The sequence below is a fragment of the Pseudomonas sp. m6p genome, assembly GCF_055760375.1.
On sequence record NZ_CM147084.1, the window covers coordinates 5,178,496 to 5,191,206 of the forward strand.

The 12,711-nt window shown below is 59.9% G+C and carries 9 protein-coding genes and 1 tRNA gene; 7 read left to right on the plus strand and 3 right to left on the minus strand.

Annotated features, from left to right (window positions below; all coding sequences use genetic code 11):
• The first annotated feature begins 62 nt into the window (after window positions 1-62).
• Window positions 63-1,286, plus strand: a complete 1,224-nt coding sequence (locus ACYZUM_RS23700; RefSeq protein WP_108183987.1) for a multifunctional CCA addition/repair protein — start codon at window positions 63-65, stop codon at window positions 1,284-1,286.
• Window positions 1,287-1,377: 91 nt separating this feature from the next.
• On the opposite strand, the gene folK is transcribed toward ACYZUM_RS23700, so the two are convergent.
• Window positions 1,378-1,893 (minus strand): 2-amino-4-hydroxy-6-hydroxymethyldihydropteridine diphosphokinase, encoded by a 516-nt coding sequence (gene folK / locus ACYZUM_RS23705; protein ID WP_108183988.1) that lies wholly within the window; start codon window positions 1,891-1,893, stop codon window positions 1,378-1,380.
• On the minus strand, window positions 1,884-2,240 hold the full coding sequence (folB, locus tag ACYZUM_RS23710) for a dihydroneopterin aldolase (RefSeq protein WP_041070044.1): 357 nt from the start codon (window positions 2,238-2,240) through the stop codon (window positions 1,884-1,886). Before folB ends, folK begins: the two co-directional genes overlap by 10 nt.
• Window positions 2,241-2,314: 74 nt before the next feature.
• Between folB and plsY the strand changes: the two genes are divergently transcribed.
• Window positions 2,315-2,884, plus strand: coding sequence for a glycerol-3-phosphate 1-O-acyltransferase PlsY (gene plsY / locus ACYZUM_RS23715; protein ID WP_041070041.1), 570 nt, complete (start codon window positions 2,315-2,317; stop codon window positions 2,882-2,884).
• A gap of 23 nt (window positions 2,885-2,907) precedes the next feature.
• Here the strand turns inward: plsY and tsaD are convergent, their stop codons facing one another.
• A complete protein-coding gene (gene tsaD, locus ACYZUM_RS23720; RefSeq protein WP_041070038.1) occupies window positions 2,908-3,933 on the minus strand; it encodes a tRNA (adenosine(37)-N6)-threonylcarbamoyltransferase complex transferase subunit TsaD in 1,026 nt (341 codons plus the stop codon).
• 199 nt (window positions 3,934-4,132) lie between these two features.
• On the opposite strand from tsaD, the gene rpsU reads away from it, so the two are divergent.
• The 5 genes from rpsU to ACYZUM_RS23745 all read left to right on the plus strand — a co-directional run bounded on the left by rpsU (window position 4,133) and on the right by ACYZUM_RS23745 (window position 12,671).
• Entirely contained in the window at window positions 4,133-4,348 is a 216-nt protein-coding gene (gene rpsU, locus ACYZUM_RS23725; RefSeq protein WP_002551877.1) for a 30S ribosomal protein S21, read from the plus strand.
• A 478-nt stretch (window positions 4,349-4,826) separates the two neighbouring features.
• Window positions 4,827-6,791, plus strand: coding sequence for a DNA primase (gene dnaG, locus ACYZUM_RS23730; protein WP_108183989.1), 1,965 nt, complete (start codon window positions 4,827-4,829; stop codon window positions 6,789-6,791).
• A 67-nt stretch (window positions 6,792-6,858) separates the two neighbouring features.
• On the plus strand, window positions 6,859-8,706 hold the full coding sequence (gene rpoD / locus ACYZUM_RS23735) for an RNA polymerase sigma factor RpoD (protein WP_041070030.1): 1,848 nt from the start codon (window positions 6,859-6,861) through the stop codon (window positions 8,704-8,706).
• Between the two features lie 126 nt (window positions 8,707-8,832).
• Entirely contained in the window at window positions 8,833-12,579 is a 3,747-nt protein-coding gene (locus tag ACYZUM_RS23740; protein ID WP_473061188.1) for a bifunctional diguanylate cyclase/phosphodiesterase, read from the plus strand.
• 15 nt (window positions 12,580-12,594) lie between these two features.
• A tRNA-Ile gene (locus tag ACYZUM_RS23745) sits at window positions 12,595-12,671 on the plus strand.
• Window positions 12,672-12,711: the final 40 nt, after the last annotated feature.

Here is a 12,711-nt window from a genome sequence, read left to right on the forward strand (position 1 = left end):
GCGGTTCTGACCTCCGAAAGTCCGGCACAAGGTTTATCCTGTCGGGCTAACGGAGGTTTTTTATGCAGATTTTCAAGGTTGGCGGTGCGGTACGCGATCGCTTGCTCGGGTTACCGGTGACCGATATTGATTGGGTAGTGGTCGGCGCCACGGCGGACGAGATGCTCGCCAAGGGTTATCGCCCGGTTGGCGCGGATTTTCCGGTATTCCTTCACCCGCAAACCGGCGAGGAATACGCTCTCGCCCGCACCGAACGCAAAAGCGGTCGCGGTTATGGCGGCTTCACCTTTCACGCCAGCCCCGAAGTCCCCCTTGAAGAGGACCTGATCCGCCGCGACCTGACCATCAATGCAATGGCCGAGGATGATCAGCAGAACCTGACGGATCCGTACCATGGCCAGCGCGATCTCGAAGCGCGCATTCTGCGTCACGTTTCCCCCGCATTTGCCGAAGATCCGCTCCGGGTACTGCGCGTTGCGCGCTTTGCCGCGCGTTATGCCGGACTGGGTTTCACCGTTGCCTCAGAAACGCTGGAATTGATGCGTCAGCTCAGCGAATCCGGCGAGCTGGAAGCGTTGACCGCCGAGCGCAGCTGGAAAGAAATCTCCCGCGCGCTTATGGAGGATCAGCCACAGGTATTCATTCAGGTGCTTCGCGACTGCGGCGCGCTGAAAGTACTGATGCCGGAAGTTGACGCGCTGTTTGGCGTGCCGCAACCGGAAGCGCATCACCCGGAAATCGATACCGGGCTCCACACACTCAGCGTGCTGGAACAATCGGCGCTGCACAAACAACCGCTCACCGTACGCTGGGCCTGTCTGCTGCACGATCTTGGCAAAGGCCTGACTCCTGAAGAAGCGTGGCCTCGGCACATCGCCCATGAACACACGGGGTTGAAACTGATCAAAGCGGTCAACGAACGCTTCAAGGCGCCAAAGGACTGTCAGGAACTGGCGTTGCTGGTCGGCCAGTACCACACCCACGGCCACCGCGCCCTGGAGCTGAAGGCATCGACCTTGCTGGAGCTTTTGCAGAGCTTTGACGTGTATCGTCGCCCGCAGCGTTTCGAGGAGTTCATCGTCGCGTGCGAGATGGATGCGCGCGGACGCAAGGGGCTGGAACAGCGCAGTTATCCACAGGCCGATTATCTGCGTGGAGCAGCCAATGTGGCACGCGGGGTGGCGGTGCAGCCGCTGCTGGAGAAGGGTTTTAAAGGGCCGGAGCTTGGGGAAGCGCTCAAGCGTGAGCGGCTCAAGGCGTTGAAGGCGTACAAAGAGAACGCTTGAAACAAGATCAAAAGATCGCAGCCTGCGGCAGCTCCTACATGGAAACGCGAATCCCTGTGTAGGAGTTGCCGCAGGCTGCGATCTTTTGCTTTTAAAGACTCGGCGGGGTCAATTGCTCGCCCCGCCATTCAAATCCCACCGGTGCCAACACCTGATCAATCTGCGCCTCGGCCCACAACGTCGCGAAGTTTTTTCCCACACCCGGATGCACCCGGTCCGGCGCAATCAGCGACAGCGGCCACAGCACAAAGGCGTTTTTCAGAATTTCGGCACGCGGCAGGATCAAGCCGTCGAAGTTACCGGTCAGATCGCCGTATAACAGCACGTCGATATCCAGCGGCAGCCCCTTGCGATCCGGCGCATAGCGACCATTATCGGCCTCGATGAATTTCAGGCGTCGATCCAGTTCCATCAACGGCAGATCGGTCAATGCCGAGACTACGAAATTGAAGAACGGCCCGCTCTTGATTCCCACTGGCTGGCTCTCGAACACCGCCGAACAGCGGATATCCACCAGAAATGTCGCCAAAGCGTCGAGCCCGGCGCGCAAATGGGTTTCGCGCTCGATATTGCTACCGAGCCCGAGGTACACCTGAGTCAGCGACATCCGCGCTCGATCTCCACACCCACGCCACCCTTGGCGGCCGGCACGGCGCCCGGCTTGGTCAGTTTCAGGCGAACCCAGGTAATCTTGAACTCGGTCATCAGCACTTCGACCAGACGCTCGGCAAAGGTCTCGACCAATTGATATTGCGCTTGTTCGGCAAAGGCCTGGATGCGCGTGGAAACGCTGGCGTAATCGAGCGCCAGGGTCAGGTCGTCACCGGCGGCGGCCGGGCGATTGTCCCAGGCGAAGCTCAGATCAAGACGCAAGCACTGACGGATGCCGCGCTCCCAGTCATAGGCACCGATCACGGTGTCGACTTCCAGGCCCTCGATAAACACTCTGTCCAAGCACTTCTCTCCGCTGCACGACAAGGGCGCAATGCGCCGTTAGAATCAGGGCGTCCTCGCCCGGAATAGTTAGCATGTTTTGGTTACTGGCGACTCTCGCCTACCTGCTCGGCTCTCTGTCCTTCGCCATTTTGCTCAGCCGCCTGACCGGAAATCCGGACCCGCGAATGAGTGGCTCGGGTAATGCTGGCGCCACCAACATGCTGCGCCTGGCCGGTCGCAAACTGGCGATCCTGACCTTGCTCGGTGATCTGTGCAAAGGCCTGCTGCCGGTGCTGATCGCAGCAGCCGCTGGCCTTTCGCTGCAGGATCAGGCCTGGATCGGCGTGTGCGCCGTGATCGGTCACCTGTTCCCGCTGTATTTCCGTTTTCGCGGCGGCAAAGGCGTCGCCACGGCTGCCGGCATGCTGCTGGGCCTGTATCCACCCGCCGCGCTGCTGGCGGTGTGCGCCTGGCTGCTGACGTTCTACCTGACCCGTACCAGCTCGCTGGCGGCGCTGATCGCCACGCCCCTGACCTTGCCCTTACTTGCCTGGCAAGAGCCGGAGGCGCTGCTGCCGATGAGCGCGCTGACGCTTCTGATCGTCTGGCGCCACCGCGGCAATCTACGCGACCTGTTTGCCGGGCGCGAACGGCATTTTTAAATACCGCCCATGAGCGCCGCACATTACAGCGCCGACAACTGCTCCATCGGCCAGCGCGCCTGCACGCTGATCGCCAGACTTTCCTGCTGACCGGCCTGCAAACGCTGACAACCGGCAAACGCGATCATCGCGCCATTGTCGGTGCAGAACTCGGGACGGGCGTAAAACACATCGCCCTTCATATCGCCGAGCATCTTTTCCAGCGAAGCGCGCAACGCCTTGTTGGCACTGACGCCGCCAGCGATCACCAGACGTTTCATGCCTGCGTGTTTCAGGGCGCGCTTGCATTTGATGGTCAAAGTCTCCACCACGGCCTGCTGGAACGCCAGCGCAATGTCGCAACGGGCTTGCTCGCTGTCGTCCCCGGCGCTGACGCATTGCTGCCAGGTGTTGAGGGCAAAGGTCTTCAAGCCGCTGAAGCTGAAATCCAGGCCCGGGCGATCACACATCGGACGCGGGAAGGTGAAACGTCCCGCAACGCCCTTCTCGGCCAGCTTGGCGATTTCCGGCCCGCCCGGATAATTGAGGCCCATCATTTTCGCGGTTTTGTCGAACGCTTCACCGGCGGCATCGTCGAGGGTCTCGCCGAGCAGGCTGTATTGGCCAATTCCATCGACCTGAACCAGTTGCGTGTGCCCACCGGACACCAACAAAGCGACGAACGGGAATTCCGGCGGTTTTGGCTCCAGCATCGGCGCTAGCAAGTGGCCTTCCATGTGGTGCACACCGAGTGCCGGAATACCCCAGGCAAACGCCAGCGCCTGAGCGCACGAGGCACCGACCAGCAGCGCCCCGACCAGGCCCGGGCCCGCGGTGTAGGCGATCGCATCGATCTCGGTCGGCACGCAGTCGGCCTCGGCCAACACCTGACGAATCAAGGGCAGCATGCGTTTGACGTGGTCACGCGAGGCCAGCTCCGGCACCACGCCGCCATAGACGCGGTGCAGGTCGATCTGGCTGAACAGCGCGTCGGCCAGCAGGCCGCGTTCACTGTCGTATAGCGCGACGCCGGTTTCGTCGCAGGAGGTTTCTAATCCCAGTACTAGCATGGGTTTGCGCCTTGTTTAGGCTGAATTCGAAGGCGCGCATAATAGTCGCCACGCGATGCCCCGACTAGCGGTTTTCGATCAGAGGCTTTGCATTCCGAGCGATGAGGGGTTAACATCCGCAACCCTTAAAAACCGACGTCTTCAAGTGCTCTTTTGCCGCGAGGATGTTGACCCCGGTAATGAATGAAGGTAGCTCTGGATGCCAGCCGTCAAAGTTAAAGAGAACGAACCCTTCGACGTAGCTCTGCGTCGTTTCAAGCGCTCCTGCGAAAAAGCCGGTGTACTGGCTGAAGTTCGTAGCCGCGAATTTTACGAGAAGCCAACTTCTGAGCGTAAGCGCAAAGCAGCAGCCGCTGTTAAGCGTCACGCCAAGAAAGTTCAGCGCGAACAGCGCCGCGCCGTTCGTCTGTACTAATACACAGACGTTCGTAGCAAGCTTCTTGCCTAAGCCCGGCCTTCAGCCGGGCTAATGGCATTTGCGTAAAACGCTTGATGCTTCACCGTCGAAGCCGCACACGCGACCGAGACAAATCTGCTTCACGCGTCAGACCTGGCTCTTTTGCCAGCGGTGCACGTCTTTTCTGACGAGTCTTTCAAGGCTACTGACGAGCACACCCACTGATTCCTCTTACGACGATCAGCCCAAGGCACCGCCATGCGTGCCCGCTTTATTGAGCTATCCGAGGCCATTTATCGGCCGCCAGCGGATTCAGCGCAACACTTTCAAATAGTCGACGACTGATGGGTACTAACGTCAGTGGATTATCGGCAGATACACTTCCCGACAGCGAATATGCACCGACCGGTCGAACCGCCCACTTTGTGCGCTTCACTCAAGACCTGTGCCCGGCCGCCCTTCGCATCGGACTCATTACAGCGCATACGAGAACGCCATGGCCGGGCTGATTCCCCAGAGCTTTATTGACGACCTCCTGAACCGCACCGACATCGTCGACGTGGTCAGCTCGCGCGTGCAACTGAAAAAGGCCGGCAAGAACTACACCGCCTGCTGCCCGTTCCATAAAGAGAAAACCCCGTCGTTCAGCGTCAGCCCCGACAAGCAGTTCTATTACTGCTTCGGCTGCGGCGCCGGCGGCAACGCCCTCGGCTTTCTCATGGACCACGACAACCTGGATTTCCCCCAGGCCGTCGAGGACCTGGCCAAAGCCGCCGGCATGGAAGTCCCCCGCGAAGAAAGCGGCCGTCCGCACAAACCGCGACAGCCAACCGACTCGCCGCTGTATCCGCTGCTCAGCGCCGCCGCCGACTTCTACCGCCAGGCGCTCAAGAGCCATCCGGCGCGCAAGGCTGCGGTGGATTACCTCAAGGGCCGCGGCCTGACCGGCGAGATCGCCCGGGACTTCGGTCTCGGCTTTGCGCCGCCGGGCTGGGACAATCTGTTCAAGCACTTGAGCAGCGACACTTTGCAACAGAAGGCCATGATCGACGCCGGCCTGCTGATCGAGAACGCCGAAACCGGCAAGCGCTATGACCGCTTCCGCGATCGCGTGATGTTCCCGATCCGCGATACCCGTGGCCGGATCATCGCTTTCGGTGGCCGGGTACTGGGTGACGACAAGCCGAAATACCTGAACTCGCCGGAAACCCCGGTCTTCCATAAAGGCCAGGAACTCTACGGCCTCTATGAAGCACGCAAGAACAACCGCAACCTCGACGAAATCATCGTCGTCGAGGGTTACATGGACGTCATCGCCCTCGCCCAGCAAGGCTTGCGCAATGCCGTCGCAACCTTGGGCACAGCGACCAGCGAAGAGCACCTCAAGCGCCTGTTTCGCGTCGTGCCCAACGTTCTGTTCTGCTTCGATGGCGACCAGGCCGGCCGCAATGCTGCATGGCGCGCACTGGAGGCGACACTGCCGTGCCTGCAGGACGGGCGCCGTGCGCGCTTCCTGTTCCTGCCCGAAGGCGAAGATCCGGATACGCTGGTTCGCGCCGAAGGCACTGACGCCTTCAAGGCCCGCATCAATCAGCATGCCCAGCCGCTGGCAGATTATTTCTTCCAGCAACTGACCGAGGAAGCCGATCCGCGCTCGCTCGAAGGCAAGGCCCACATGGCCACCCTCGCCGCGCCGCTGATCGACAAAGTGCCGGGCGCCAACCTGCGTATTCTGATGCGCCAGCGCCTGACCGAAATCACCGGCCTGAGCAGCGAAACGGTCAGCCAGCTCGCGCAAAGTGCGCCGCAGGAAGCTCCTCCGGCCTACGATCCGGGCATTGATTACGACGCAATGCCGGACTACAGCGACTACCATCAGCCGCAGACACAGGACATGTATGTGCCGCAGCAGGAGTGGACGCCAAAGAAACCCGGCGCCGGCGGCAAGAAATGGGACAAGAAACCCTGGGACAAGAACGGCAAGCGTGGCGGCGATCGCGATCAACAGCGCCCGCGCACGCCGATTGGCGTCGAGTCCCCGACGCTGACCGCCCTGCGTACGTTGCTGCACCACCCGCAACTGGCCGAACGTGTCGAAGACGCCGGGCACATTGCGGACGAAAATCAGACCAATGCCCAGTTGCTCGTGGCGCTGCTTGAAGCCGTACAGAAGAATCCCAAGCTAAACTCATTTCAGTTGATCGCGCGATGGCATGGCACTGAACAGGGTCGCTTGCTCAAGGCGCTGGCGGAAAAGGAGTGGCTGATTGACGGAGAAAACCTTGAACAACAGTTTTTCGACACCATTACTAGCTTGTCAGCCCGCCAACGCGAGCGAAATCTGGAACAGTTGCTCAGGAAAGCGCGTCAAAGCGAACTGAGCGCCGAAGAGAAAAATCAACTGCGCGACCTACTAAGTCGCAATGTTTCCGCATCAAACCCGACCTCAACTGGCGCGTGAGGTCATAGCTCAGGTATAATCCTCGGCTTGTTTTTTGCCCGCCAAGACCTTCAGTGGATAGGGTGTTATGTCCGGAAAAGCGCAACAGCAGTCTCGTATTATTGAGTTGATCAAACTGGGTCGTGAGCAGAAGTATCTGACTTACGCCGAGGTCAACGACCACCTGCCCGAGGATATTTCAGATCCGGAGCAGGTGGAAGACATCATCCGCATGATTAACGACATGGGGATCCCCGTACACGAGAGTGCTCCGGATGCGGACGCCCTTATGTTGGCCGACGCCGATACCGACGAGGCCGCTGCGGAAGAAGCAGCCGCCGCGTTGGCCGCGGTGGAGACCGATATCGGTCGCACCACTGACCCGGTGCGCATGTACATGCGTGAAATGGGTACGGTCGAGCTTCTGACTCGTGAAGGCGAAATCGAAATCGCCAAGCGTATCGAAGAAGGCATCCGTGAGGTGATGAGCGCTATCGCGCACTTCCCAGGCACGGTTGACCACATTCTCTCCGAGTACACTCGCGTCACCACCGAAGGTGGTCGCCTGTCCGACGTTCTGAGCGGTTACATCGACCCGGACGACGGCATTGCGCCGCCTGCTGCCGAAGTGCCACCGCCGATCGACGCGAAAGCCGCCAAGGCTGACGACGATACCGACGACGATGACGCCGAAGCTTCGGATGACGAAGAGGAAGCCGAAAGCGGTCCGGATCCGGTCATCGCTGCCCAGCGTTTCGGCGCTGTGTCCGACCAGATGGAAATCACCCGCAAGGCCCTGAAAAAGCACGGTCGTCACAACAAGGCCGCCGTTGCCGAGTTGCTGGCCCTGGCCGAACTGTTCATGCCGATCAAACTGGTGCCGAAGCAATTCGAAGCCCTGGTCGAGCGTGTTCGCAGTGCCCTTGATCGTCTGCGTCAGCAAGAGCGCGCGATCATGCAACTGTGCGTACGTGATGCACGTATGCCACGCGCCGATTTCCTGCGTCAGTTCCCGGGCAATGAAGTCGATGAAAGCTGGTCCGACGCCCTGGCCAAAGGCAAGAGCAAATACGCCGAAGCCATTGGTCGCGTGCAGCCAGACATCATCCGTTGCCAGCAGAAGCTGATCGCGCTGGAAACCGAGACCGGTCTGACCATCGCTGAAATCAAGGACATCAACCGTCGCATGTCGATCGGTGAGGCCAAGGCCCGCCGCGCGAAGAAAGAGATGGTTGAAGCGAACTTGCGTCTGGTGATCTCGATCGCCAAGAAGTACACCAACCGCGGCCTGCAATTCCTCGATCTGATCCAGGAAGGCAACATCGGTCTGATGAAAGCGGTGGACAAGTTCGAATACCGTCGTGGTTACAAGTTCTCGACTTATGCCACCTGGTGGATCCGTCAGGCGATCACTCGCTCGATCGCCGACCAGGCTCGCACCATCCGTATTCCGGTGCACATGATCGAGACGATCAACAAGCTCAACCGCATTTCCCGCCAGATGCTGCAGGAAATGGGTCGCGAACCGACTCCGGAAGAGCTTGGCGAACGCATGGAAATGCCTGAGGACAAGATCCGCAAGGTGTTGAAGATCGCTAAAGAGCCGATCTCCATGGAAACCCCGATCGGTGATGACGAAGACTCTCATCTGGGTGACTTCATCGAAGACTCGACCATGCAGTCGCCAATCGATGTGGCAACCGTTGAAAGCTTGAAAGAAGCAACCCGCGAAGTGCTGTCCGGCCTCACAGCCCGTGAAGCCAAAGTACTGCGCATGCGCTTCGGTATCGACATGAACACCGACCACACACTCGAAGAAGTGGGCAAACAGTTTGACGTAACGCGCGAGCGGATCCGTCAGATCGAAGCCAAGGCGCTGCGCAAGCTGCGCCACCCGACGCGAAGCGAGCATCTGCGCTCCTTCCTCGACGAGTGATACCAGAACCCCCGGCCCAGGCCGGGGGTTTTGTTTATACGGCAGATTAAATCCCTCGCACCGCCCCTCCCCCGCATACCCCGTCTACACTCGAAACAATCAATCCCGTGCCCTAACGAGACGGTTATGCCCAGACTGGCGCCCGTGCTTTTCTTGCTGTCACTGATGATCTGGACCGCAACGGCTAACGCGCTGACTCTGACCGATGAAGAACGTAGCTGGCTCGCGGCTCACCCGGACTTGCGCCTGGGTGTCGATGCCTCGTGGCCGCCGTTCGAGTTCCGTGATGAACAGAATCGCTATCAAGGCCTGGCCGCTGATTACATCGACGTGATCCGCCAGCGCCTGGCCGTCAAACTCACCCCGGTCGAGCCGTCGAGCTGGACTGAGGTGCTGGCGCAGGTGAAAACCGGCAAGATTGATCTGCTGCCCGGGATCATGTCCACGCCCGAACGCCAGAACTATCTGTCGTTTACTCGCCCTTATCTCGATTTCCCGATCGTGATCCTCGCCCATATCGGCGGCGCGCAACCGCGCAAAATCGAAGACCTGTACGGACTGAAGATCGCCGTGGTGGAAAACTACGCCCCCCACGAACTGTTGCGCACCCACCATCCGGATCTGAATCTGGTGGCCATGCCCAATGTCAGCTCAGCCTTGCAGGCCCTGGCTACCGATGAAGTAGATGCGGTCGTCGGCGATCTCGCCTCCAGCGTCTGGAGCCTGCGCCAGCTCAAGCTCGACGGTTTATACGTAAGCGGCGAAACCCCGTATCGCTACCAGTTGGCCATGGGCGTGCCCCGTGACAACAAAATGCTGGTGGGCATTCTGGACAAGGTCCTGGCGGACATGAGCCCGGAGGAAATCAGCAGCATTCAGGAACATTGGGTCGGCAATGTCCTCGATCATCGGACATTCTGGTCGGATTTGCTGATTTACGGCCTGCCGGGCCTGTTATTGCTGATGATCATCCTGGCCGTGGTCATTCGCATCAATCGCCGCCTGAGTTCGGAAATCGCCCGCCGCGTCGACCTCGAACAGGAATTGCGCAGCAGCGAATACCACTACCGCGGACTGGTGGAGAGCCTGTCGGCCATCGCCTGGGAAGCGCGCATGAGCGACTTCACCTACAGCTATGTGTCGCCGCATGCCGAGGATCTGCTCGGTTATCCACAGGCGCACTGGCTGATTCCGGGTTTCTGGCGCAACATCATCCACCCCGCCGACCTGACGCGTGCCCAGGCCATCTGCGATGAGGCGGTGCGCGAAGGGCGCGATCACACCCTCGATTATCGGGTGATTACCGCAGACGGGCGCTGCCTGTGGGTGCGCGATATTGTCAGCCTGATCGAGCACGGCCATGAGCCGGTGATGCGCGGGCTGATGATCGACATCAGCGAGACCAAACGTACAGAAGAAGCATTGCGGCTGTCGGAGCAGAAGTTCGCTTCAGTGTTCCAGCAATGCCCGGACATTCTGGTCATCGCGAGGCTGTCCGATGGCTGCCTGTTGGAGGTCAACGAAGCCTTTGAAGAACAGATCGGCTTGAAGGCCGAAGAAGTCATAGGCCAGACCGCCACGGAACTCAACATCTGGGGCATTCCCGGGGTCGGGCCAGGACTGCTCCAGCGCTTGCAGGCCGGCAGCATCCGCAACCTGGAGATGCCCTTTCGCCGCAACAACGGTCAGGTATTCACCGGCCTGATCTCCGCCGAACCCTTCGACCTCGACACCACTCCAGCGCTGGTGGTGGTGGTGCGCGACATCACTCAGCTCAAGGAAACCCAACAACAACTGCAAACCTCCGAAGAGAAGTTCGCCAAGGCTTTTCATGCCTCACCGGACGGCTTGCTGCTGTCGCGTCAGAGCGATGGCTTGCTGCTGGAAGTCAACGAGGGCTTCAGCCGCATCACCGGATTCAATAGCGCGATGTCGGTGGATCGCTCGGCGCTGGACCTGGGGATCTGGGTCAACCTCAACGAACGCAAGCAGATGCTCGACCTGTTGCACCGCGACGGCTTCGTGCGCGACTTCACCTGCCATATCCGCCGCAGCGACGGGCAGATCCGCCTGTGCGAAGTGTCCAGCCGACCGCTGCCGATCGGCGAAGAAGACTGCATGCTGACCATCGCCCGGGACATCACCGAACGCCATCTGATGCAGGAAAAGCTGCAACAGGCCGCCACCGTTTTCGAGAGCACCGCCGAGGGCGTGCTGATCACCGACACCCAGCAGCATATCAGCGCGGTGAACCGTGCGTTCACCGAAATTACCGGCTACAGCGAAAGCGAAGCCCTCGGCCACACCCCGCGCCTGCTCGCCTCCGGCCTGCATGACAGCGCGTTTTACGCGGCGATGTGGCACCAATTGACCGCCGAGGGTCACTGGCAAGGCGAGATTTCCAACCGGCGCAAGAACGGCGAGCTGTACCCGAGCTGGCTGGCCATTAGCGCCGTGCGCAACCGCGACAAATTCATCACCCACTTCGTCGCGGTGTTTGCTGACATCTCCAGCCTCAAACACGCACAAGCCAAACTCGACTATCAAGCGCACCACGACCCACTCACCGGCCTGCCGAATCGCACCCTGTTCGAAAGTCGCCTGCTCACCGCGCTGAACAGTCAGCAGGAAAATGGCGGTCAGGGCGCTGTGCTGTTTCTCGATCTCGACCGTTTCAAACACATCAACGACAGCCTCGGGCACCCGGTTGGCGACCTGTTGCTCAAAGGCATTGCCGTACGCCTGAAGGAGCAATTGCGCGATATCGACACCGTCGCCCGACTGGGCGGGGATGAATTCATTATCCTGCTGCCGGGCCTGCAACAAGCCAGTGATGCCGACAATATCGCTATCAAACTGCTCAACTGCTTTGGCGCACCGTTTCAGGCCGGTGAGCACGAGTTTTTCATCAGCGCCAGCATCGGCACCAGCCTCTACCCACGGGATGGCTGCGACGTTGCCACCCTGGTGAAAAACGCCGACGCCGCGATGTACCGCTCCAAAGCCAAGGGCCGCAACCGCGTCGAAAGCTACACCCGCGATCTCACCGCCCAAGCCAGCGAACGCGTGGCACTGAAACACGAACTGCGCCGGGCCATCGAACGCGAAGAGTTGTTCCTCTACTACCAACCGAAAATCAGCCTCGACGACCATCGCCTGGTCGGCGCCGAAGCACTGATCCGCTGGCGCCACCCGACCTTCGGCGAAGTGCCGCCCGAGCACTTCATCCCGCTGGCCGAAGAGAACGGCATGATCTTGCAGATCGGTGATTGGGTGCTCGAGACCGCCTGCCGGCAGATGTTCGAGTGGAATCAGATCTACGACAGCCTCGGCCCGCTGTCAGTCAACCTCGCCGGTGCGCAACTGCGCCAGCCGAATCTGCTCGGGCGTATCGAACAACTGCTCAGGGACAACCGTCTGCAGCCGGATTTACTGCAACTGGAAATTACCGAAAACTTCATCATGAGTCAGGCTGAAGAGGCCTTGGCGGTGCTGCACCAGCTCAAACATCTGGGTGTACAACTGGCGATCGACGACTTCGGTACCGGTTATTCTTCGCTCAGTTACCTGAAACGCCTGCCGCTGGACATCCTCAAGATTGACCAGTCTTTTGTTCGCGGGCTGCCCGACGACCCGCACGACGCGGCGATTGTGCGGGCGATCATCGCACTGGGCCGGAGCATGCAATTCACCGTGATTGCCGAAGGCGTGGAATCCCAGGCGCAACAACAATTTCTGGCGGCTGAGGGCTGCGAGCAGATTCAGGGCTACATCGTCAGCCTGCCACTGCCCCCAGAAGAATTCGCCGCAACGTTTCTTCGTGTAACCGTATCGGATTATTCGGATAGCACAGCCGAGAAACCGTCGCTATAATCCGCGACCTACTGAGGGCCTATAGCTCAGTTGGTTAGAGCAGAGGACTCATAATCCTTTGGTCCACGGTTCAAGTCCGTGTGGGCCCACCACATTTGAAAGCCGCGCTACATGCGCGGCTTTTTCTTGGGC

Coding starts and splice junctions, on each gene's coding strand:
- ACYZUM_RS23700 (WP_108183987.1), top strand. CDS start 63: ATGCAGATTTTCAAGGTTGGCGGTGCGGTACGCGATCGCTTGCTCGGG.
- folK (WP_108183988.1), bottom strand. CDS start 1,893: ATGTCGCTGACTCAGGTGTACCTCGGGCTCGGTAGCAATATCGAGCGC.
- plsY (WP_041070041.1), top strand. CDS start 2,315: ATGTTTTGGTTACTGGCGACTCTCGCCTACCTGCTCGGCTCTCTGTCC.
- tsaD (WP_041070038.1), bottom strand. CDS start 3,933: ATGCTAGTACTGGGATTAGAAACCTCCTGCGACGAAACCGGCGTCGCG.
- rpsU (WP_002551877.1), top strand. CDS start 4,133: ATGCCAGCCGTCAAAGTTAAAGAGAACGAACCCTTCGACGTAGCTCTG.
- dnaG (WP_108183989.1), top strand. CDS start 4,827: ATGGCCGGGCTGATTCCCCAGAGCTTTATTGACGACCTCCTGAACCGC.
- rpoD (WP_041070030.1), top strand. CDS start 6,859: ATGTCCGGAAAAGCGCAACAGCAGTCTCGTATTATTGAGTTGATCAAA.
- ACYZUM_RS23740 (WP_473061188.1), top strand. CDS start 8,833: ATGCCCAGACTGGCGCCCGTGCTTTTCTTGCTGTCACTGATGATCTGG.